Raw genomic sequence first — 21,147 nt, 5'->3', positions numbered from 1 at the left:
CCAACTCCTCTCACCACTCTTTTAGATATAATGGGGGATATATTTATATATTCTGGGGTGGTTTGTTTGCGCCGTTATATTTTGAGCGTTTCTTTTTGGATTATCCCCTTGCTAGCTACAGAAATCACGCTTAAACCCTTTGGGTATTTAGGTTTGATTTATAATCAGGGTGTGCAGCACTCCCCGCATAGTTATGTGGGTTTTGATGCACGGGTAGGAACGGATTTTTCCTTTAATAATGGGTGGTCTTTTGGGATTGGCGCTATTGGGGCTTGGAATGTGTGGAGTCGCAATAAAAAATTCCAGCCTATTTTAAGTATTGGAAATGTTTTAGGTAGCGTCAACATGCAAAGCAGTACACGCCCCTATTTAAGCATGGGAGATATTTCAGATGCCTATGTTAGATACGATACCAAGCGGCTTAAATTTGCTCTAGGGCGTTTTAATACTAACTTTGTAGACTTTGATTGGATTCAGGGCAATATTCAAGGGGCTAGTTTATTTATCCACCGCAATGATTTTAAATATTGGGGCATTTTTATGGACTCTATGCTTTATAATGGCTATCAGGGCAATGATTTACAAGGCCCTCGTATTGCCACTAGCATTAATGCCCTAGCCTCTTATGATCCGGTGTCTAAGAAAATGTATGTGGGTGGGGAAGTAGTTGCTCTTGGAATGGACTATGAACACAAGGGTTTTAAAATCTCTCCTTTTTTCCTAGCTGATTCTAAACTACCCATGACAAATACCGCACTGATTCAAGTGGGGTTTAAATTCCAGTATCATGCTAAATTACCTAAGGGTTTTCAATCCTATACCATTGTGCATGGCATCTACCAGCATGGCAATACCGATGCAACTAGGTATAATGATCAAGCAGGGCTTGTTATGATCGATCAAACTTTTTTATACAAGATTTTAAATTTTGGCTTGGGTTTTTATGCCGTACCAGCTCCTAATCAAAAAGGCTTTTTTTGGTCTTTTAATGATAAAACTAAATTTTATGGACGGGGTATTAACTCCATTGGGGTACCTGCTATTTATTTTGCTAACGCCACTATGACCGGTTATTTATTTGGAGGCTTGAAAACTAAGCGCGTAAGAATGGATGCAATGGTGGCTTTTGGGGACTATCAAGAATATTCGCTCATGACTAATTATAAAGTGTGGCAATCTAAACAAATGGCTTTAGATGCGGGTATTGGGTATGTGTATTCTTATTCCTCTAAAGTTAAAAGCAATATTGGCAACTCTTCTTTAGTGCTTTTTACAAAGTTTTCTTATTAATGATAGAAGTTAATCATTTAAGTAAGTTTTATGGTGCGCAAAAGGTTTTAGACGATCTAAGTTTTACTCTACCCCCCGGTCAAGTTGTGGGTTTATTAGGGCAAAATGGGGCGGGTAAAACCACTTTGCTTAAAATCCTAACAGGTTTGGTTAAAAACTATATCGGAGATGTACGCGTTTGTGGCCATGCACTAGGGATAGAAACTAAAAAGATCACCGCCTATAACCCCGATCACAGCATGTACCCGCCAAATTCCCATGCCATGCAGCTTATAGGGTTTTATCAGGATTTTTTTAAAGACTTTGATAAAAATAAAGCTTTAGAGTTATTGCAAGCCTTTAAAATTCCTTTAAAACACCCCCTCAAATCTCTATCAAAAGGTACGCAAGAAAAGCTCCAACTTATCCTAACGCTATCTCGCAATGCCCAAGTGTTTGTTTTTGATGAACCTTTGGGTGGGGTGGATTTATTAGCGCGCTTAGAAATTTTAAATCTCATTGTACAGCAGTGTAACAAACAAGCCACGCTCCTACTCTCCACCCATTTACTCTTAGATGTGCAAGGCCACTTAGACATGGCCATGTTTATCCAAAGCGGCCATATTATCGCTTTAGAAAAGGTAGAAATTTTGCAAGAAAAACATGGCAGCTTAAAACAGGCCTATCAGGATTTACTCAATGCTCAAGGTTTTTAAACACGACTTTTTAGAAAACTATCTATCCATTATAGGGGCTTTGCTTTTTTTGATCTTAGGTTGGATACTAGGGCAGCAAAGGCTGACTATTGGGATTTTTTTCTTGCCTATGGGAGGGCTAATTCTTATCGTTCTTTTGTTTATAGCCACCATGCGCTCCACCCAGCAAAAACTCTTTGGTCCTGAAGGATACTTAACTTTTAGTTTGCCCATTGGTATAGATGCGCTTTTATGCGCCAAGATTGCGATTAATTTAATCTGGATACTTCTAAGTTTAGCGGTTTTTATTTTACTATTTTGCCGGTTTTCGTGGACAGATTCCCCCGAAAGTTGGGCCTTTATGTTTAAAGAGGCAGGGCTATTTAGCCTTTTTTATCTTTTGCTCTACCTTAAACTCTTATTAGTACTCACCCTCCTACATATGGGCAAGTTTAAACGCTTTAAAAAACTCGCCGGGCTTATTTTATTCATAGGGGTAGAATCATTTTTACAACTCCCCTCCATTTTGCTAGAAAAATTCCAATCCACAGGGGAGACTTTTCCTTATTCCTCTTATTTTCAATCCCACCAAACAGTGTGGTTTTTTACAGGGGAAGGGCTTAAAATACTCTTTCTTTATGGGTTGATTCGTTGGTTATTGGTACATAAATTGGAGTTAGAATAAAAAAAAGGTCGGATATGAAAAAAATTTATCTTTGCTTGTTTATGTGGCTTGCTGTAGCGCATGCCCAAAGTGGTTACTGTAGCTCTAATTGTATGGGAAGACCCGGTGAGCGTTTAGCCCCTATGGAATTTCATTTTGACTTTGTACACTCTGTTGATCACTTCCTTAAAAACCCAAAAGCACGCTTGCGCACCCTTATGCACTGCCATGAAGCTTTCACCTCAAGAGCTAGGGTTAATACAATCACCTCCTCTTTTTATAAAAATTGTGAAAATGCGTTGCAGGCACAAAGGGTCGCAGAAACCCAATAGGGAATTTAGAGTTTTTGGGCTGATAACTCCCCCTTTTTAAGCGTAGCCCTCACTCTGGTACTTGTAGTGAGCTTTTTAATTCTAGTTAGCTAGACTCAAGGCGCTAATGTTAATCTCTCTAAAAACCCCAAAACATCTAAAACAACGCGTTTTTGATAAGAACAGGGGGTGGCGTTTAAAATACTTTGGTGAAAACTTTCTACGCATTTAAAAAGCGCACTAAAAGCTGGGAGTGTGGGGTAGTGGGTTTTTACTTGTTTAGATTCTAAACTTGTAGGGGTGATACTCAGAGGTTTAGAGGCGTTATCATTGTAATATAGGGTGTTTTGCGTACCAATAAAGAGCATGTCGCGTACTTTAAAAGGGGAGAGCCAAGAGATGTTTAAAGATGCCATGATCTCTACTATGTTGAAATGTAAATTAGCTGTACTTAAAGTGGGGTGATTTGGATGGGGGGCTTTGAGTAAAGAAAGATGCGAACTAATACTTAAAGCATGGGGATAGAGAAAAGATAAAATGCTTAAAGCATGCCAAGCTAGATCGTAAAGCGCACAGGTATCTTTACGGCAAATCCCTAAGAGCCACCTAGAGGCAATGCTTAAAACTTGCCCTAATTGTTGCAAGTTATTTTGAATCCAAAGAATGCTTGGCGTGTATAAAAAGGTCAGATCGCAGTGTAAAATTTTATGGCGCTCTTTGGCTAGCATATAAAGTTCTTTAGCCTCTTGTAAAGTAGAACTCATGGGTTTTTCTACAAATACATGTTTATTGGCTAAAAGTGCTTGTTTAGTAAGAGTATAGTGGGTAGATAGCGGGGTGATAATAAAAATAGCTTGAATATCTGTATCGTTTAATAAATCCTCTATTTTTGTACTCACCAAGATATGGCCCCAGTCTTGTTGGGCCTGTGCTAGGCGCAGGGGTATTAAATCACACACGCTTTTAAGTACAAATCTCCCTAAGTTATGCGCCACTCTTTGCCCCCAATAGCCATAGCCAACTAATCCAACTTGCATGGTAAATCCCGTAAAAAACGGGCTGGATTGCCCGCATAAATCCCGCTTTTATCAATATCTTTACTCACCACACTACCCGCCCCAATTACTACATGCGCACAAATGCGTACGGGTAAAATCGTAGCATTAGAGCCAATGCTAACATGATTACCAATACTGGTTTCTTTCCATAAACTAGAATTAGCACTAGGATACCCATTAGAAAAAAGATCGTTAATAAACACCACGCCATGCCCGATAAAACAAAATGTGCCAATACGCACAAGCGAGCAAATAAAAGAATGGCTTTGGATACGAGTATGCGCACCCACCACTACGCCACTTTGGATTTCACAAAAAGGCCCCACAAACACGCCCTCTTCTAAAGTGCAGCCATACAAATTACAAGGGGCATAGACCACTACACTTTCATGGGCGCACACATTAGTAATTGAATTTTCTATCACACGCATGCTTTTCCTTAGCTGTGCTAATGCTAGCATTATCCCATCAAATTTTGGTGATCTTTTAAGATAGAGGCCATATAAATATGCTAAAATGGGCGCGTGATTTTCTGATAGCCATGAGGGCCAATCAAGGAGAGATATTGAAAATACTAATTGTAGATGATAGCTCCACAATGCGAAGAATCATCAGGAATACCCTCCAGCGTTTAGGTTATGAGGATATTTTGGAGGCTGAGCATGGGGTGGAAGCTTGGGGGAAATTAGATAGTAATGACACTACTGGGGTGCTTATCACCGATTGGAATATGCCAGAGATGAATGGGCTAGATCTGGTTAAAAAGGTGCGCTCTGATGGGCGTTTTAAAGACTTGCCTATTATTATGATCACCACAGAAGGGGGCAAGGCTGAGGTTATCACCGCTTTAAAAGCAGGGGTGAATAATTACATTGTCAAGCCCTTTACCCCTCAAGTTCTTAAGGAAAAATTAGAGGTTGTTTTGGGTACCAATGATTAGAGTACAATTAGGCAAGGCAGATGGATTTATATTTTAAGACCCTTGTCTTGCCCACTGGCTACTCTGAGCTATTTGCTAATTTTTTATTAGATTTCACACAAGAGGCCATTGAGGAAAGCTCCGCTACTAATTTATCCGATTTACCCTACCAGTATTTTGGTGATAAAACCCATTCTCTCCCCACCCAAGCCTACATTATTTACTCTAGCCAAGAACCTAGCGCCTTGCTTAAAAATCTTGAAGAGTTTTGCCATTCTCTAAATGATCAGGGTGCATGTGTGGGGGTTTATCACCACACCAGCATACACAAAAACCAAGATTGGATAAAAATTTACCAACAAAGCATTAAACCCACCACTTGTGCTAAATTTTACATCACGCCTAGCTGGATTGCGCCGCTAAACCCACCGGGTTTATATACTTTGATTCTGGATCCAAGTTTAGCCTTTGGCACGGGTCATCATGAAAGTACGCGCATGCTTTTAAAAAGTTTGAGTCAGCTTAGCGTAATGGGTAAATTAGCCTTAGATGTGGGTTGTGGGAGCGGGATTTTAGCTTTGGCTTTGTCTAAACTAGGCGCTAGAGTGCATGCGTGTGATATTGATTCATTTGCCTTACAAGAAACAAAAAAGAATTTTGAGAACAACCATGCTCATTTAGAAAAGTTATGGTTAGGTTCTTTGCAAGAAAGCCAAGAATATTATGATTATATTGTGATTAATATTGTTGCTAGTGTTATTATTGAACTTTATACTCAGGTGTTAAAAGCTAGCCATGCTAAAACAGAGCTTTTTTTATCTGGTATTTTAGAAGAATATGCAGATCGTGTAATTAAAGTTTATACCTCTGCTTTTGTACTTTTAGAGCGCATCCAAGAAAATGAATGGGTGTGTTTGCATTTATGTAAATCTTAGCGCTTGATTTAAGGAAACATATGGAAAATAATAGCCGGGGACCAGGCGATCCTAAAAGACCACTTTTACAAAATCCTTTGGTTTTGATTGTGGTTTTTATCGTTATCGCTATTGTGGCGGTACGCGTGATGAATTCAGATGAGAGTTTTGGTGATCGCTTTTTATCCACCAGCACCAAGAACATCAGCTACCACGAAATGAAGGAATTGATTGAAAAAAAAGAGGTGGATAGCGTAAGTATCGGTCAGACACTCATTAAAGCCACTAGCAAAGAGGGTAATAACAAGATTATCTATATTGCTAAGCGCGTGCCTGATCTCTCTTTAGTGCCACTCCTAGATAGCCAAAAGATCAACTACTCTGGTTTTAGCGAATCTAATTTTTTTACAGATATTTTAGGGTGGCTTTTGCCGGTTTTGGTGATTTTAGGCTTGTGGATGTTTATGGCATCTCGCATGCAAAAGAACATGGGCGGGGGTATTTTTGGCATGGGTAGCTCTAAAAAACTCATCAATGCCGAAAAACCTAAGGTGCGCTTTAATGACATGGCAGGCAATGAGGAAGCCAAAGAGGAAGTGGTGGAGATTGTAGACTTTCTAAAATATCCTGATCGTTACGCGTCTTTGGGCGCTAAAATCCCTAAGGGAGTTTTGTTAGTAGGCCCCCCGGGAACGGGTAAAACCCTACTTGCTAAAGCAGTGGCTGGTGAGGCCAGTGTGCCCTTTTTTTCTATGGGGGGGAGTAGCTTTATAGAGATGTTTGTTGGGCTAGGAGCAAGTCGCGTGCGCGATCTCTTTGAAATTGCTAAAAAGGAAGCGCCTAGCATCATCTTTATTGATGAGATTGATGCCATTGGCAAGAGCCGCGCGGCTGGAGGGGTGATTAGCGGGAATGATGAGCGCGAACAGACCTTAAACCAACTTTTAGCCGAGATGGATGGTTTTGGCTCAGAAAATGCGCCCGTGATCGTACTAGCTGCTACTAATCGCCCCGAAATTTTAGATCCAGCTTTATTAAGACCCGGGCGTTTTGATCGCCAAGTTTTGGTGGATAAACCAGATTTTAACGGGCGGGTGGAAATTTTAAAGGTACACATCAAGCCGGTTAAGTTAGCCAATGATGTGGATTTGCAAGAAATTGCCAAGCTTACAGCCGGATTAGCCGGAGCAGATTTAGCCAATATTATTAATGAAGCTGCTTTGCTAGCTGGTCGCAATAATCAAAAAGAGGTCAAACAGCAACATTTAAAAGAGGCTGTAGAAAGAGGCATTGCCGGGTTAGAGAAAAAGAGCCGCCGCATCTCACCTAAGGAGAAGAAAATTGTAGCCTACCATGAGAGCGGGCATGCGGTGATTTCAGAGATGACTAAGGGCTCAGCGCGGGTCAATAAGGTCTCTATTATTCCAAGGGGCATGGCAGCTCTTGGCTATACGCTTAACACGCCTGAGGAAAACAAGTATTTGATGCAAAAACACGAGCTCATCGCTGAAATTGATGTACTCTTAGGCGGACGGGCGGCTGAAGATGTCTTTTTACAAGAGATCTCCACTGGGGCTAGCAATGATTTAGAGCGCGCTACAGACATCATCAAGGGCATGGTGAGTTATTATGGCATGAGCGATGTGAGCGGGTTAATGGTGCTAGAAAAACAGCGCAATTCCTTTTTAGGCGGGGGCTTTGGCAATGGGCGCGAGTTTAGCGAAAAGATGGCCGAAGAAATGGATAGCTTTATTAAAAACCTCTTAGAAGAGCGCTATGCCCATGTTAAGCAAACCTTGAATGATTATAAAGATGCAATTGAGGTAATGGTGGGTGAATTGTTTGAAAAAGAGGTTATTACCGGTGAGCGGGTGCGCGAAATCATTAGCGAATACGAGGTGGCTAACAGTCTTGAGAGCCGTTTAGTGCCCTTAGAAGAGCACGCAAGTTAGGCAAATGCCCATCAAGCCTTTATATCTCTTCCCTAACCTTTTTACGGCGGGCAGTATTTTTTTAGGCATGATGGGGGTTTTTTATGCCTCTAAGGGGAGCTTTGTAACCGCGTGTTGGTTAGTGGTGGTGTGCTTAGTATTAGACGGACTAGATGGGCGCGTAGCAAGGCTAACCAACACCACTAGCAAATTTGGCTTAGAATTTGACTCTTTGGCAGATGTGGTGGCTTTTGGAGCGGCTCCTAGTGTTATCTCTTATTTTTATACAGGCTATACTTATGGGCGCATGGGCATGGCTGCTTGTGCTTTGTTTGTGATCTTTGGGGCTATTCGCCTAGCCCGTTTTAATGTAACCACCCAAACCACCGATCCTTATTCTTTTATTGGTATCCCCATTCCTTCAGCGGCGGTACTAGTGGTGTTAGCTATTTTGCTTGATTTTAAATATAATCTATTTAAAACCCAGTATGGGTATTTAATGCTTGTTTATATCGTGTTTTTAGGCGTGATGATGGTGAGTAATATCCGCTACCCTAACTTTAAAAAAGTTAAGTGGAATTTAAAACTCTTTGTTGTATTGGTGTTTTTCTTGCTTATTCTTTTTGTGCGTCCGCTAGAGATGCTCAGTGTTTCTATGCTTTGTTACTTGCTTTATGGAATTGTGCGCTGGATCTTTTTAATGGCTAAAATCATATTCAGGTATACACAGAAATGATCACAAAACGCTTTTACATTGAGGGCATGACTTGTAGCTCGTGTTCAAGTGGAATTGAACGCTCTTTAGGGCGCAAAAAGTACATTAAAAGTATTGCGGTGGATTTGATCAGTAAAAAGGCGGTGGTCAACTATGATGAGACTCAAGCTAGCCTAGAGGATATTTTTAAACAAATTGAAAAACTAGGTTATCACCCACAAAACGAGCCGGTTAGCGCTACAGATAGTACTAAAACCTCTTTTTTAAATCCTGCTTTTCTCACGCCTAAGTATAAACTTGTTATAACTTTTCTATTAAGCCTAGGGGTGCTAGCTCTTTCCATGTTTGCTAGATTCTTCCACTTACCTATAGCCTTACAAAATCCCTTTAACAATGGCCTAATCCAACTATGCCTTACTTTAATTGCCATGCACATGGGACGGGATTTTTATTTTAGCGGTTTTAAAGCCCTTTTTGCACGCCAACCCAACATGGATAGCCTAGTGGCTCTTGGCACTGTTAGCGCGTGGCTTTATAGTTTATTTTTACTCTTTAAAGCCTATTTACACATGCCCATAGAGGGTTATTATTTTGAGGGCGTGTGTGTGATTTTATTTTTTGTCATGCTAGGTAAGCAAATAGAGGAGCGCTCTAAAGATAAGGCCTTAAAAGCCATGCAGACTTTAATTAGCCACCAAAGCAAGAGCGCGCTTAAACTAGACGGGGATCAAATTGTAGAAGTTTCTATAGAAAGTTTACAAAAAGGAGATGTACTCCAGATTCTACCCGGAAGTTATATCCCAGTAGATGGGGTGCTTTCTAAGGGAGAGGCTGAAATTGATGAATCCATGCTAAGTGGTGAGAGTATGCCTGTGTATAAAACAGAGGGCATGGAGGTCTTTGCAGGCACACTTAACACCACTACCACATTTTTCATGCGCGCCACGCACACCCAAGAAAATAGCACTTTGCATAAGATTTTAGAACTTATTAATAATGCTCAAGGTTCTAAAGCCCAAATTGCGCGCTTAGCAGACAAAGTAGCCGGGGTTTTTGTGCCGGTTGTGATTGTTATTGCAAGTTTAGCCTTTTTAGTGTGGCTTATTTTAGGGGATTTTAAACAGGCTTTAGAAGTGTTTGTAGCTGTCTTGGTGATCTCTTGTCCTTGTGCTTTAGGGCTAGCCACGCCTATGTCTATTTTAGTCGCCCAAAAAGAAGCGAGTTTACTAGGGTTATTTTTTAAAAACGCACAGGCTTTAGAAAAGGCGCGTTTGGTTAATTGCGTGGTTTTTGATAAGACAGGTACGCTTACTCTAGGCAAACCGGAAGTACAAGAAGTACGGGTTAAAGAAGGCATAGATTTACAAGAAGTTTTAAGTTTATGCGCAAGTTTGGAGTCTCATAGCGAACATGTGCTAGCTCAGGGAATTGTAAATTATGCTAAAGCTCAAGGCGTGATCTTACAAGAGGTAGGAGATGTACAAGCCAAACCGGGCTTTGGGATTTGTGGCAAAATAAAAGGGCAAGTTTATAAGGCGGGTAATTTAGAATATTTCAATGCAAAAAATCCCTTTGAGAACCTAGCAGGGATACCGGTTTTTATTGGTACAGATTCAGAGATTTTAGGTGTGCTTGTACTAGCTGATCGTCTAAAACCAGAGGTAAAAGAGGCCATTTTGCAACTCAAAGCTTTAAACATCACCCCCATGCTTTTAAGTGGAGATGCCCTATCAAATGTCAAGGCTCTTGCTACAGAACTAGGCATAGAAAACTACAAAGCACAGGCCAAACCAGAGGATAAATTAAAAGCCATAGATGAATTAAAAGCACGGGGTCAAATCGTGATGATGGTAGGCGATGGCATGAATGATGCGCCTAGTTTAGCCCGTAGCGATGTGGGGGTGGTGATGGCTAAGGGTAGCGATGCAAGTTTAGAAGTGGCTGATGTTGTGAGTTTTAATAACGATATTCAATCCATCGTAGGCGCAATTAAGCTTAGCATGCACACAATCACTAATATCCAACAAAACCTCTTTTGGGCATTTTGTTATAATAGTGTAGCTATTCCTTTAGCCTGCGGGGTGGGTTATAAACTAGGCATTATGCTTAATCCTATGCTAGCAAGTTTGGCCATGAGTTTAAGCAATGTCAGCGTGGTACTTAACGCCCAAAGGCTTAGGGGTATTCATTTTAAAATTAGAGGATCACATGCAAGAGATTAGTTTAAAAGTTACAGGCATGACATGCCAACATTGTGTGGATAAAATTGAAAAGTTTGTAGGGGAGTTAGAGGGGGTTAATAAAATTGATGTGAGTTTAGAAAAACAACAAGTGGTGGTTGCTTTTGAGAATCCTGCAAATTTGGAGGCTATCAAAGAAGCTATTTTAGATGCGGGTTATGAACTAGGCTAGAATTTGCAGATTTTTTTCAAGCGTTTTTATCCCTATCTTAAGGGGCATATGCGGGCTTTTATACTTGTGGTGATTGCCTCTATTATTGTCGCGCTTAGTACAGCTTGGGGGACCTATCTAGTTAAGCCAACTTTAGATGAAATTTTTATTGAGAAAGACACCCGCATGCTTGCTATCTTGCCCTTTTTAGTGATTTTGGCATATCTAGGCAAGAGTGGGGGGATTTATGTCCAGACTTATTTTACTAATTACATCGGGTTAGACATCGTGAGAAAATTACGCGATCACATGCTCTATACCCTTTTAAGAATGGAAATCTGTTTTTTTGAGCGCACTAAAAAGGGCGAGCTAATTACCCGCATCACTAATGATATTGCTTTAGTACGCGCCAGTCTCTCTAATTATTTATCTGAAAGCATGCGCGAAATGCTCACCGTTGTAGGTTTAGTCGCTGTAGTGATTTATCAAAGCCCTAAACTGGCTCTCATTGGTCTTATCATCATGCCCCTAGCGGCTTTTCCACTTAGTAAAATTATTAAAAAAGTTAAAAAACTCAGTAAGGCTAATCAAGAAACCAATGCGCGCATGACGGCTAGATTATCAGAAATTTTTCATAGTGTGGAAGTGGTGAAAACTTCTAATGGGGAAACTTTAGAATTGCAGGCTTTCCAAAAAGAAAACCAAACCTTTTTTAATCTGAGTTTAAAAAGCATTAAATACGCAGAAATTTCTAGCCCTCTAATGGAGTTTTTAGGCTCTATTGCCATTGCTTTAGTGATTTATTTAGGCGGGCTAGAGGTGATTAAAGGCCATATTAGCGTGGGGGCTTTCTTTTCTTTTATCACCGCTCTTTTCATGCTCTACACTCCTATTAAGCGATTAGTAAGAATTGCCTCTAATTTTCAAGAAGCTTTAGTTGCCGGTGAGAGGATTTATGAAATTTTAGAAAGAGAGCCGGGCATTATAGATGGATCATTAATTTTACAAGAACCCATTAGGCGCATCGTGTTTAAAGAAGTGTGCTTGGCCTATGAAAATGGTAATAAATTTGCTTTACAAAATATTAATTTAGATTTTGAGCAAGATCAAATCATTGCCATTATTGGCAAAAGCGGGAGTGGAAAAAGCTCATTAGTCAATTTGATTTTACGACTCTATGAACCCACTAGCGGGGAAATTATCATCAATAACATGTCAATTAGTTCTTTACAACAAAAGAGTTTGCGCGATCAAATTGGCATTGTCAATCAAAGGGTGTTTATCATTAGTGGTAGCGTGGCTGAAAATGTGGCTTATGGGCTAAGCATTAATGAGGAAAGGGTATTAGAATGTCTTAAACAAGCGCAGGCTTTGGATTTTTTACAAAGTTTGGGCGGAATAGGGGCTAATTTAGAGGAATTTGGGGCAAATTTAAGCGGGGGGCAACGCCAAAGAATTGCTATTGCCCGCGCGCTGTATCGCAATGCTAGCGTGCTTATTTTTGATGAGGCCACCTCAGCGCTAGATACACACACACAAGAGGGGATCAAAGAAACCATTTATAATTTAAGAAAAGATCGTTTAATCATCATTATCTCGCATAATCCTGCTAGTTTAGAAATTGCCACCCATATTTACACTTTAGAGGAGGGACAACTCCAAGCTAAAACCATGTTATAATGCGCCTTTCTAAGGAGAGTGCATGGCGATGTGGCGGGTTTTAATTGCGATCTTATTTCTGGTGGGCTGTAAAGATGTCGTTTTTACCCTACCCTCTTTAAAACTCCACTACGCCATCTCACAAATCCCCACAAAAGCTAACTTAGGCCCGCTTGTCTTGGGTTATCCAGCAGTGGCATTTAAACATCACTTTGTACCCAAATACGATCAAAGAAAATATACCCTTGCCTTGCAAAAGGGGGTGGGTGATTTATTAGAGGCTAAGGGTTATCAAGTGAGTCTAGCAAATACAGCCACAGGTGCTAAACTAAGTGGCATCATATCCTTAGGCTTTAATAGTGTGCCTAAGAATCTTAAAGCAATTCAGGCTGTACTGAAAGAAACACATAATGATTATTTAGACCCCACACAAGTTTTACACATGTTAGTGGCTACAAGTGTGCTAAAACTACAAATTTGTAATGGCACATCTCCCTCATGTGTTATTCAAATTTATACCAAAATCCAAGAACCTGTTTTACAATTTAATGCGCTAGATAGCGATCCAAATGAAAGAGGCGATGCTAATCAAACTTACAACAACGCCCTAACACAGGCCCTTAATAAATTATATGTTAAAACCATGCAGACAATGGAAAGTGCCTTTAAACCCCCTAAGACTTTTATGATCCAATGAGACGAGGAATTTATGCTGTCTAAAGATATTACAGAATACGCTAAAGTTAAAAGCGAGCTGTATGCCTATGTCTCTTATCTATTTGTCCAAAATATTAAAAACTACCTTAAAGAACCTACCTTAACATATATCCAGCTTTCTATGGAGCGCATCAAACAAGAGGTGCGCATTAAGGAGGATATTTTTATCCTAGATAAAAATGGGAATTTAATTGATAGAGAGGGTAATATTAAAAGCAGTTTTACACGCAATTCTTTAGAGAGAGGGTATTTTTATGAGGCAGTTACAGAGCGGCGCTGTATTATCACAAATCCCTACCCAACCCGTAATAACCGCGGATTAGTCGTTACAGCTGCCTATCCTATTTATAACGATCAAGAAGAGCTCTTTTATGTTGTGTGTATGCATATTCCCATTAAAATAGCTATCGCGCTAAGCTCTTCTTCAAGACACTATGGCGCCTTTGCTGAGGGTAGCGTGATAATGTACTTTGCTATTTCTATCACTCTAGCCCTTGTTGCGCTATTGCTTTTTATCAAAAGTCTTTCTAGTTTATACATGGCCTTTATCCACTTTAGCCACTTTGACATCAAGGAAGTTTTCCACCCGATTGTGCTTCTCACCCTAGCCTTAGCCACAGTAGACTTAGTCAAGGCCATTTTTGAGGAAGAGGTATTAGGCAAAAACAGCGGGGATAACCACCACGCGATTCACCGTACCATGATTCGCTTTCTTGGATCAATCATCATTGCCTTAGCCATTGAGGCTTTAATGTTAGTCTTTAAATTTAGTATTAGCTCGCCGGATAAAATCGTCTATGCTGTGTATCTTACCGGAGGGGTAGCGGCTTTGCTTATTAGCTTAGCCATTTATGTTAGATTTTCTTACAGCGCAGCTAAAGATTCTAATTCCAGACGCTAAATTTAGCCTGCAATAAACCTTTGATTTTGTTTGTCAAGAGTCTTTGTGGTTCAAGGCGATCTTTAAGGAAATTAATAGAGTTTAGACCATATTTAATAGAGTTTAGACTACAATAAAAAGTTTATTACAACTAAAAAAAACAAGGAATTTAAGATATGGATATGTGTCGTATTAGATTTAAAAACTTTAGGAATTTAGGGGTGGGTGAAGAAACTTGGTTAGATGTTGGCTGTTTAAAGCAGGGGGGATTGATTTGTCTTATTGGAACCAATAATGCGGGCAAAAGCAATGTATTACAGGGGATTGATAAAATAAATAAAGGGCTTGAGCAGACTGATCGTGCTGACTTTATGGATATAGGAGAAGTGGAACCTTGTGTGTACCTAGAATTGATTTGTGGGGAACTCACAAAGAAAACCTTTGTACTATCTTTCATCGATAAGAGGGCCTTAAAGGTTTTTAAAGACATCCTAGAAGAGAAGAAAATAGACACCCAAAAAGCGTTTGAGAAGCCTATGAAGGTGATCTATGGAGAAAATGAAACAGATAAGGCTATTTTTTTAAAGACAACCGATGAGATAGTGTTTTCATGCAAATGCAAACAACTAGAGGAAAATCAGCCAAGTATCTTGGGATGTTTTTGTGTGCGGAAAGATGAGGATGACATTAAAAAAAGAATCGATGCCCTACAAAATATTAAGATTGCCTATGAAACAGCAGAAAATGCAGGCGATGCTAAGGATTTAATGGAAGTCTTAGAAAATCATAAGCCCCCCAACATTGTTTTAAAAGAACCCCAATCTACCAAACCTATTAGTGATCAAGATTGCATAGTCTCTTATGAACAAATAGAAGAATCCACTTTTTTCAAGGCACTCTTTAATATCATTGGAAAAGATTTAGACCTTTTTCTTGTGGATTATCGCAAGTATAAGGATACCAACAAAAGACATTATTTAGACAGACAAGAGGAGAATATCAACAAGAAATTACAAGAAGTAGCCCAGCAGTTTAATAACATGTATGCACAAGAAGGTCTCTATAATTTCAAGGTGAAATTACACACGGATAACCTACATTTTTATTTTTACAAGGATGGAGAAATGACCTTTCTAGACCGGCAAAGCACGGGGTTTAAGAAATTTTTTGAACTTTTTTTTAGTTTTCTCTACCAAGGCAAAATTGGAAAAGGTGATCTGGTGCTTATAGATGAACCAGAAAATAGTTTGTCTATCCCAGCCCAAAAGGAGTTACGGAACTTTCTAAGAGAGTTTGGGCAAAAAAATGGCATCACTTTTATTGTGAGTACCCATTCCCCTTTTATGCTAGACACCAAACATTTAGATTCAATACGCTTGGTAGTTAAACATGATAAGAGTAAGGGGGCATGGATTCGAAATAATTTTTCTAGCCTAGCTTCTAGAGAGGTGGATGCTTTAAAAAAGATTGATGAGGCACTTGGGTTTTTGGATGTTGATTTTAGAAAAAGTCAATGGATTTTTGTGGAGGGGATTATGGACTATAGTATCTTGAGTGCCTACCAAAAAATTAGGGATACGAAATCCGATTTTGCTTTCTTACCTATCGGTGGGGTTGGCGACTCCGAAGAGAGAAAAACAAAGAGTTCTAAGCTTCTTGACTTAATTGAAGAAAGGGATTTGAAAAAAACCCCAATTCTATTATTTGATGGAGATCCGGCAGGTGATGAGGCTGTTAAGTCTGTTAAGGAGGAGGCTATTGCTAGAGGGGAATCTATATCTGTTTTTAGTCTCAAGGATATTTCTAAAGAGTTTAAGACCATAGAGTCCCTCTTTAGCAAAGAGGATCGCGAGCAATTTGATCTATCAGGTTGCAAAAATAATCAAGTAGCAACCATGGTTTCTAGTGCCTTTAAAAACACTCACAATTTAAAAAAGAAGCTAAGCGATGAAACCAAAAAAAATTTAGAAGCCGTCTTTAAATTTTTAGAAAGCAAGATTGACATAGAAAATAAGGCTGACAAGAAGACAGACAATGATGATAGGGGAGGGGTAGGATACAATGGGGCTTCATAATAAGAGATTTTATGAGGCTAAAGACAATTGTTAGATTTTCTTACAGCGCAGCTAAGGATTCTAATTCCAGACGCTAAATTTAGCCTGCAATAATCCCTTAATTTTATAGGGGTATCTTAAAAGCATAGTGAATAAGTTAGCCTTGATCCCATTTTCTTTGCAGGCGCGCAAATTTTCCTTGTTGGCTAGCCATAAACTTTTAAACCCTTGCGTACTCACCCCCCCCACTCCCATTTTAATAAGTACCTCAGGCAGATAAGCCCAAGTAACCCTTCCCTTAAGCAAGGTACGCAATAAAAACTCATAATCAGCGGCTATCTTATAATCTATCTTGTATCCCCCAAAGCGCGCATAAACTTCCTTTCGTACAAAAAGTGTAGGGTGTGCGGGCACGCGCCCATAAAAAAAGAGTTTGGGATCAAATGCTCCGCTTTTATAATAGCGCACCACCTTAGCACCCTTTACATACACCAAATCCCCATAAACCATTTGTACTTGTGGGTTATCTTTAAAGACTTGTGCTATTTTTTCTAAGACTTTAGAGTGGGCGTATACATCATCGCTATTAATAATCCCAATGATCTCCCCTTTAGCTAGATCAATGCCCTTATTCATCGCATCATAAAGCCCTAAATCGGGCTCACTATACACCAAGAGGTGAGGATAAGATTTTAAAAGCTCTAGCGTTCCATCCACACTCCCCCCGTCCATAATTAAATGTTCATAAGGCGCTTGGCTTTGCTCTAAAACAGATTGAATCGTGTGCTCTAAAGTTTTGACTCTATTTAAGACCGCTGTAACCAAACTGATTTTCATAAATACGCCTCTATCTGTGCTTTATTTTTATCCTCTAAACTCCACAACTGCGCCCCTTCTAGCAAGGTGGGATAATATGCGCCCAAATTCTTTAAAAGCTCTTGCAATCTCGCGCTATCTTTTGGACAAAATAAAAACCCATTGATCCCCTCTTGTACTAAAACTTGTGCCCCACACGCCACACTCACTAAAACAGGCAAGCCTGCTGAAAGCGCCTCCTCTATCACTAAACCCCAAGGTTCTTTAAGGCTTGGTAAAATCAAAACATCATGCGCACAAAGAATTGTATTTAAATGTACATTTTCTATAGCCCCTAAAAAAGTAACATTAGAGTTGCCTGTGCTACGCCACTAATTCGTGTAGCATTTAGATGTAAAACTTTCATGCCAAGCGTGTTTTAAGAGTTTTAAAAAAGTTATTAAAAATCTCCCGCTTAATCAAATTGTAACCTTTTATTCTCATTTACAAGATGCCCATTTTAGCATGCTTGCCCTTTAAGCCTATAGGTTAGACTAAACTTTATTAATTTTTTGGTGCTATACTGCCCCCCTATTGCAAGCTAAAGCCTCTAAGGATAAATAAAATTAAAGGATGGTTAAATGCAATTTCAACTTAGCCCTAATGAACTTAACGCCGTTTTACACCGCCGTTTTGCCTGTAAAAAATTTGATCCAAATTATTCGCTTTCTCAAGAAGTGTTAGAGCAAATTTTAGAGGCTGCAAGACTAGCCCCTAGCTCTTGTAACACCCAGCCTTGGGAATTTATTGTACTTCAAGGTACAAGTAAAGAGCAAATCTCACCCTTTGTCTATTTCAACACGAAAGTGGTACAAACCTGTGCGGCTTTAGTGGTAGTGGGTTATATGCATGTTAACGCGCTCAATGCGGATTATCTGGATCAATTTTACACCCAAGAATACCGCCAAAGAGTGGTTCAGTATCTACAAACTTTATTCAAAGATCACCTACGCAATGAACAGGCTTTGATTGAAGCTTTCATGAAAGAACAGTGTTATATTGCAGTAGGCCAGATGACTTTAGCGGCTACTTTAATGGGTGTGGATTCGTGTATTATGGGGGGATTTGAGGCTGAAAAAATCCATGAAGTCCTTAATGTCTATTTAAATCCGCCTAATATTGCTTGCTTAGTTGCTTTAGGTAAAGCTGACATGCCCATTACAACTAAAGCGCGCAAAGAAAAAGGGAGCGCTATTAAGTATTTGTAGAGTTTATTAAGAGGTCTTTAGTAGATAAAAGTTTTTATGCGTGAAAAACTCTGCTGTGATTTCTACATAAATAGGCGCTTGGAGCAGATTTAGGTCTTCTACAATAATGATGGGCTGGATGCTTTCTGTGCCAACTAGTTTTTCGCGGATATAAAGTTCTTGTTCATAGCTTAGTTTAAGCTCTTTAAGGGGTTTGTGTGGCGTACTTAGTAGAGTACTAACACCCCTTGTATCTAAAAATAAAGTTTCATCTTTCAGACTAAAACCTAATTCTATATCTTGAGGTTTTAGATCAAAATGGTATTGTTGGCTACATATTTTTTCGCTTAAGGTGGGTTTTAAAGAAACCTTTTGAATTTGGAGATCTTTTATAGTAACTTTCTTTTCCATAGAGCGTTTTAGAATATGGCTAGCAAGTGTTTTATCATTGCTTTTAACTAAACCCCTACAAAGTAAATAGGTTTGCAAACTTTGTTGTAAAAGTTCATAATTTTGTTGTTTTTCTTCTAAAATAGTGCGTTGGTTGAAAAGTTCTAGGCGGCGATCTATACTAGCCGGGTGGATTTGGCGATCTAAAAAGCTGATTAATTCTACACATGGCTTGTTTTGCGCCTCCCTTTGATCATTAAGAGCAAAATAACACCCGCAGTAATTTTGGCGATACAGTTTATCTTGTTTTGCTAATGCGTTTTGTTTAGTAACGCCCCCTTTAGCGCGGACATTTAAATAAACAAACTCCAAACCATATTTTTTCCCAATCAACTCCCCTTGTGTTTTTAAAACTTCTTGTTCTTTCATAGGAGAGGAGAGAAGAGTTGTACTAAAATGCTGCTTACCTAGCATAAGCGCCATTTGTGCGCTAGTTTCTAAACGCACATCAAAACAGATACTACAGCGTGCCCCCTTTTCTTTCTCTTGTTCTAACCCCTTAATCGCTTTTAACCATGAGTCTAAAGTATAATCGCCCTCTATTAGGGAAATATCTAACATTTTACAAGAACGCTTCACATCTTGGAGTCGTAGCTGATACTCTGTAAAGGGGTGGATATTAGGGTTATAAAAAAAGCCTGTTAAAGGGATATTAGGGTAAAGCTTTCTTAATTCTTGTAAAAAATAGTGGCTATCTACAGAACAACAAATATGTACAAGCATAGAGGCTGGGGTATTAACCTTTGTAGTGTTTAAATCACTCATTTTTATATCCATAGTCATTTAAAGAGCATTATACTAAATCTCTTACAATCCACCCGTTTATTTGGCTCAAATGAAATCTTAAGCTAAAGGGGAGTTATGCAAGTTTTACATTTTTTACAAGATGTTAAATTTGATAGTTTACACATTGAAAAGCTTTTAGAAACAGATAGCGGGATAGAAATTCGCATTTGTATGCCTAGAGCAGAAGAGATGCGCAAACACCAAGCGCCCGGAGCGATTAAAGTACGGGTACTACAAGGGCGGATTTGGTTTGAAGTAGAGGGGCAAAAGCACACTTTAGAAACCGGGGATTGTATTAGCCTAGATGCCAATGTAGCCCATAGTCTTGGCGGGTTAGAAGATAGTGTTTTAAATTTAAGTTTAAGCAAGATAGATAGCGTTCAAAGAGTGCTAGATGTGGCTTCTAAATAACGCCTAGCGCTTTTGGATTTAGGGGTTATTTTTTTAATACCATGTAAATATAATAACCCACTCCGCCTATTAAAACACACACTAAAAACACTAGTAAGATCGTGTCTAGTACGCCCATGTAATTTTAAGTTAGTGCCTCCAAAATTTCTGTTATGCTTTTATAGGGCAGATCAAAACTTTTAGCGATGTTTTCTTGTGTGAGATACCCACCATAAGCACTTAATCCCCCTGTTGTATTAGCAACAATTTTAGTTTTAGCCTCCAAAAACTTTTTTAAACCATGTTCTAAGAAATAAACCAAATAAGGCAAACTTGCATGGCTATAGGCAATTGAACTACTCTTAGCCACCACCCCGGGCATGTTAGGCACGCCATAGTGTAATAACCCTTCAGCTAGATAGAGAGGATTAGAGTGGCTAGTTTGGTGGATACTCTCCACACACCCGCCTAAATCACAAGCCACATCTACCACCACCCCGCCCTTTTGCATTTTCTGTAAATGCCGTTTTAAAATAACTTTGGGGGTACGGGTACTTGTGATGAGCACCGCACCAACTAAGCCTACAGCCCCTTCTAATGCGCGCTCAATATTTTCCTCATTGATTCCTAAAACCTCTAAATGGTGGGCAAAAGTGTAGGGGTGGTTTTGTAATTTAGCATAATCTAATTCAAGTACCACTACTCTAGCCCCTAATAAACTTAGCGCTTTGGCTGCTTCTAAACCCACCACACCACCGCCTACCACCACCACTTTAGCCCGCATCTGCCCTACAAGCCCCCCTAATAAAATCCCCTTACCAAAAACTCCGGGTAAATGTTCTAGCCCTAGTAAATAATGTTGAATCAAATGGGCGGCTAGTTGGCCTGCTATAACACTCATGGGTAAAAGCATTGGGTAATTATTTTTAGGCCCAGCAATGGTTTCTGTACAAATTGAGAGGATTTTTTTCTCTACTAACATGGAGGCTAAAGCTTTATTATAAGCTAAATCTAAAAAGCTAAAGAGACTAGCCCCTTCTTGTAAAAGAGAGTATTCATGCTCTAAGGGTTCTTTGCATTTGACTACAATACTTTGCTCCCAAGCTTTTTTATGAGAGACGATAGTTGCCCCTGCTTTAGCATAATCTTCATTGCTATACCCGCTCATCAGCCCCGCCCCTTCTTCTACTAGCACACTGACATAATGAGTCAAGAAAGCCACATCTTGGGGGATTAAACCCACCCTAGATTCTAAATCCATGCTTTCTTTGACTAAACCAATGCTTTGCATTAAAATTCTCC

21 protein-coding genes and 1 pseudogene are annotated in these 21,147 nt (G+C 39.5%); 16 read left to right on the top strand and 6 right to left on the bottom strand.

Going from position 1 to position 21,147, the window contains the following annotated elements:
• Positions 1-66: 66 nt before the first annotated feature.
• Genes G6Q00_RS00280 through G6Q00_RS00265 form a run of 4 tightly spaced genes read left to right on the top strand, consistent with a single transcriptional unit; the run spans position 67 to position 2,960 of the window.
• Positions 67-1,290: an outer membrane family protein gene (locus tag G6Q00_RS00280; RefSeq protein ID WP_240330891.1), complete on the top strand. Its 1,224-nt coding sequence runs from the start codon at positions 67-69 to the stop codon at positions 1,288-1,290.
• Positions 1,290-1,985 carry an ATP-binding cassette domain-containing protein gene (locus tag G6Q00_RS00275; RefSeq protein ID WP_163531508.1) on the top strand — a complete coding sequence of 232 codons (696 nt, stop codon included), beginning with the start codon at positions 1,290-1,292 and terminating at the stop codon, positions 1,983-1,985. Before G6Q00_RS00280 ends, G6Q00_RS00275 begins: the two co-directional genes overlap by 1 nt.
• Positions 1,969-2,649, top strand: a complete 681-nt coding sequence (locus tag G6Q00_RS00270; protein ID WP_163531507.1) for a hypothetical protein — start codon at positions 1,969-1,971, stop codon at positions 2,647-2,649. The genes G6Q00_RS00275 and G6Q00_RS00270 overlap by 17 nt, the downstream gene beginning before the upstream one ends.
• 14 nt (positions 2,650-2,663) lie before the next feature.
• Positions 2,664-2,960 carry a hypothetical protein gene (locus tag G6Q00_RS00265; protein ID WP_163531506.1) on the top strand — a complete coding sequence of 99 codons (297 nt, stop codon included), beginning with the start codon at positions 2,664-2,666 and terminating at the stop codon, positions 2,958-2,960.
• Between the two features lie 95 nt (positions 2,961-3,055).
• Here G6Q00_RS00265 and G6Q00_RS00260 read toward each other — a convergent pair whose 3' ends face one another.
• On the bottom strand, positions 3,056-3,976 hold the full coding sequence (locus G6Q00_RS00260; protein ID WP_163531505.1) for a Gfo/Idh/MocA family protein: 921 nt from the start codon (positions 3,974-3,976) through the stop codon (positions 3,056-3,058).
• Positions 3,961-4,428 carry an acyltransferase gene (locus G6Q00_RS00255; RefSeq protein WP_163531504.1) on the bottom strand — a complete coding sequence of 156 codons (468 nt, stop codon included), beginning with the start codon at positions 4,426-4,428 and terminating at the stop codon, positions 3,961-3,963. Before G6Q00_RS00255 ends, G6Q00_RS00260 begins: the two co-directional genes overlap by 16 nt.
• A 134-nt stretch (positions 4,429-4,562) precedes the next feature.
• Between G6Q00_RS00255 and G6Q00_RS00250 the strand changes: the two genes are divergently transcribed.
• The 10 genes from G6Q00_RS00250 (at position 4,563) to G6Q00_RS00205 (ending at position 16,198) form a co-directional block, all read left to right on the top strand.
• Complete coding sequence (locus G6Q00_RS00250) at positions 4,563-4,937, top strand: chemotaxis response regulator CheY (protein WP_034375411.1); 375 nt, start codon at positions 4,563-4,565, stop codon at positions 4,935-4,937.
• Positions 4,938-4,957: 20 nt separating this feature from the next.
• The gene (gene prmA / locus G6Q00_RS00245; protein ID WP_163531503.1) at positions 4,958-5,851 is read left to right on the top strand and encodes a 50S ribosomal protein L11 methyltransferase; all 894 of its coding nucleotides are present in this window, start codon (positions 4,958-4,960) and stop codon (positions 5,849-5,851) included.
• A gap of 20 nt (positions 5,852-5,871) precedes the next feature.
• A complete protein-coding gene (ftsH, locus tag G6Q00_RS00240; protein WP_163498484.1) occupies positions 5,872-7,782 on the top strand; it encodes an ATP-dependent zinc metalloprotease FtsH in 1,911 nt (636 codons plus the stop codon).
• A gap of 4 nt (positions 7,783-7,786) precedes the next feature.
• A complete protein-coding gene (pssA, locus tag G6Q00_RS00235) occupies positions 7,787-8,497 on the top strand; it encodes a CDP-diacylglycerol--serine O-phosphatidyltransferase (protein ID WP_163498485.1) in 711 nt (236 codons plus the stop codon).
• Entirely contained in the window at positions 8,497-10,698 is a 2,202-nt protein-coding gene (locus G6Q00_RS00230) for a heavy metal translocating P-type ATPase (RefSeq protein WP_275896755.1), read from the top strand. Before pssA ends, G6Q00_RS00230 begins: the two co-directional genes overlap by 1 nt.
• Positions 10,685-10,888, top strand: a complete 204-nt coding sequence (gene copP / locus G6Q00_RS00225; RefSeq protein ID WP_034375952.1) for a copper-binding metallochaperone CopP — start codon at positions 10,685-10,687, stop codon at positions 10,886-10,888. Before G6Q00_RS00230 ends, copP begins: the two co-directional genes overlap by 14 nt.
• A gap of 3 nt (positions 10,889-10,891) precedes the next feature.
• Positions 10,892-12,547: an ABC transporter ATP-binding protein gene (locus tag G6Q00_RS00220; RefSeq protein WP_163531501.1), complete on the top strand. Its 1,656-nt coding sequence runs from the start codon at positions 10,892-10,894 to the stop codon at positions 12,545-12,547.
• A 22-nt stretch (positions 12,548-12,569) separates the two neighbouring features.
• The gene (locus G6Q00_RS00215; protein ID WP_163531500.1) at positions 12,570-13,223 is read left to right on the top strand and encodes a hypothetical protein; all 654 of its coding nucleotides are present in this window, start codon (positions 12,570-12,572) and stop codon (positions 13,221-13,223) included.
• A 12-nt stretch (positions 13,224-13,235) separates the two neighbouring features.
• Complete coding sequence (locus tag G6Q00_RS00210; protein WP_163498490.1) at positions 13,236-14,144, top strand: PDC sensor domain-containing protein; 909 nt, start codon at positions 13,236-13,238, stop codon at positions 14,142-14,144.
• A 161-nt stretch (positions 14,145-14,305) separates the two neighbouring features.
• On the top strand, positions 14,306-16,198 hold the full coding sequence (locus tag G6Q00_RS00205) for an AAA family ATPase (RefSeq protein ID WP_163531499.1): 1,893 nt from the start codon (positions 14,306-14,308) through the stop codon (positions 16,196-16,198).
• 60 nt (positions 16,199-16,258) lie between these two features.
• Here G6Q00_RS00205 and G6Q00_RS00200 read toward each other — a convergent pair whose 3' ends face one another.
• Positions 16,259-17,014, bottom strand: a complete 756-nt coding sequence (locus tag G6Q00_RS00200; protein WP_163531498.1) for a glycosyltransferase family 2 protein — start codon at positions 17,012-17,014, stop codon at positions 16,259-16,261.
• A pseudogene (locus G6Q00_RS00195) lies at positions 17,011-17,337 on the bottom strand (glycosyltransferase); the annotation flags it as partial. The pseudogene G6Q00_RS00195 and the gene G6Q00_RS00200, both read right to left, overlap by 4 nt.
• A gap of 276 nt (positions 17,338-17,613) precedes the next feature.
• Between G6Q00_RS00195 and G6Q00_RS00190 the strand changes: the two are divergent.
• Positions 17,614-18,240: an NAD(P)H-dependent oxidoreductase gene (locus tag G6Q00_RS00190; RefSeq protein WP_163531497.1), complete on the top strand. Its 627-nt coding sequence runs from the start codon at positions 17,614-17,616 to the stop codon at positions 18,238-18,240.
• 6 nt (positions 18,241-18,246) lie between these two features.
• Here G6Q00_RS00190 and G6Q00_RS00185 read toward each other — a convergent pair whose 3' ends face one another.
• A complete protein-coding gene (locus G6Q00_RS00185; RefSeq protein ID WP_163531496.1) occupies positions 18,247-19,434 on the bottom strand; it encodes an epoxyqueuosine reductase QueH in 1,188 nt (395 codons plus the stop codon).
• Between the two features lie 96 nt (positions 19,435-19,530).
• On the opposite strand from G6Q00_RS00185, the gene G6Q00_RS00180 reads away from it, so the two are divergent.
• Complete coding sequence (locus G6Q00_RS00180) at positions 19,531-19,866, top strand: cupin domain-containing protein (RefSeq protein WP_163531495.1); 336 nt, start codon at positions 19,531-19,533, stop codon at positions 19,864-19,866.
• 124 nt (positions 19,867-19,990) lie between these two features.
• On the opposite strand, the gene G6Q00_RS00175 is transcribed toward G6Q00_RS00180, so the two are convergent.
• On the bottom strand, positions 19,991-21,136 hold the full coding sequence (locus tag G6Q00_RS00175) for an alanine dehydrogenase (RefSeq protein WP_205426412.1): 1,146 nt from the start codon (positions 21,134-21,136) through the stop codon (positions 19,991-19,993).
• Positions 21,137-21,147 lie beyond the last annotated feature (11 nt).

The organism is Helicobacter suis, from assembly GCF_902196125.1.
Classification (GTDB): Bacteria; Campylobacterota; Campylobacteria; order Campylobacterales; family Helicobacteraceae; genus Helicobacter; species Helicobacter suis_B.
This window is presented reverse-complemented; position numbering and strand designations above follow the sequence as displayed.

Bases quoted from the DNA above. Each gene is read 5' to 3' on its own strand.
- G6Q00_RS00275 (WP_163531508.1), top strand. From the start codon at position 1,290: ATGATAGAAGTTAATCATTTAAGTAAGTTTTATGGTGCGCAAAAGGTT.
- G6Q00_RS00270 (WP_163531507.1), top strand. From the start codon at position 1,969: ATGCTCAAGGTTTTTAAACACGACTTTTTAGAAAACTATCTATCCATT.
- G6Q00_RS00265 (WP_163531506.1), top strand. From the start codon at position 2,664: ATGAAAAAAATTTATCTTTGCTTGTTTATGTGGCTTGCTGTAGCGCAT.
- G6Q00_RS00260 (WP_163531505.1), bottom strand. From the start codon at position 3,976: ATGCAAGTTGGATTAGTTGGCTATGGCTATTGGGGGCAAAGAGTGGCG.
- G6Q00_RS00255 (WP_163531504.1), bottom strand. From the start codon at position 4,428: ATGCGTGTGATAGAAAATTCAATTACTAATGTGTGCGCCCATGAAAGT.
- prmA (WP_163531503.1), top strand. From the start codon at position 4,958: ATGGATTTATATTTTAAGACCCTTGTCTTGCCCACTGGCTACTCTGAG.
- ftsH (WP_163498484.1), top strand. From the start codon at position 5,872: ATGGAAAATAATAGCCGGGGACCAGGCGATCCTAAAAGACCACTTTTA.
- pssA (WP_163498485.1), top strand. From the start codon at position 7,787: ATGCCCATCAAGCCTTTATATCTCTTCCCTAACCTTTTTACGGCGGGC.
- copP (WP_034375952.1), top strand. From the start codon at position 10,685: ATGCAAGAGATTAGTTTAAAAGTTACAGGCATGACATGCCAACATTGT.
- G6Q00_RS00215 (WP_163531500.1), top strand. From the start codon at position 12,570: ATGGCGATGTGGCGGGTTTTAATTGCGATCTTATTTCTGGTGGGCTGT.
- G6Q00_RS00210 (WP_163498490.1), top strand. From the start codon at position 13,236: ATGCTGTCTAAAGATATTACAGAATACGCTAAAGTTAAAAGCGAGCTG.
- G6Q00_RS00205 (WP_163531499.1), top strand. From the start codon at position 14,306: ATGTGTCGTATTAGATTTAAAAACTTTAGGAATTTAGGGGTGGGTGAA.
- G6Q00_RS00200 (WP_163531498.1), bottom strand. From the start codon at position 17,014: ATGAAAATCAGTTTGGTTACAGCGGTCTTAAATAGAGTCAAAACTTTA.
- G6Q00_RS00190 (WP_163531497.1), top strand. From the start codon at position 17,614: ATGCAATTTCAACTTAGCCCTAATGAACTTAACGCCGTTTTACACCGC.
- G6Q00_RS00185 (WP_163531496.1), bottom strand. From the start codon at position 19,434: ATGAGTGATTTAAACACTACAAAGGTTAATACCCCAGCCTCTATGCTT.
- G6Q00_RS00180 (WP_163531495.1), top strand. From the start codon at position 19,531: ATGCAAGTTTTACATTTTTTACAAGATGTTAAATTTGATAGTTTACAC.
- G6Q00_RS00175 (WP_205426412.1), bottom strand. From the start codon at position 21,136: ATGCAAAGCATTGGTTTAGTCAAAGAAAGCATGGATTTAGAATCTAGG.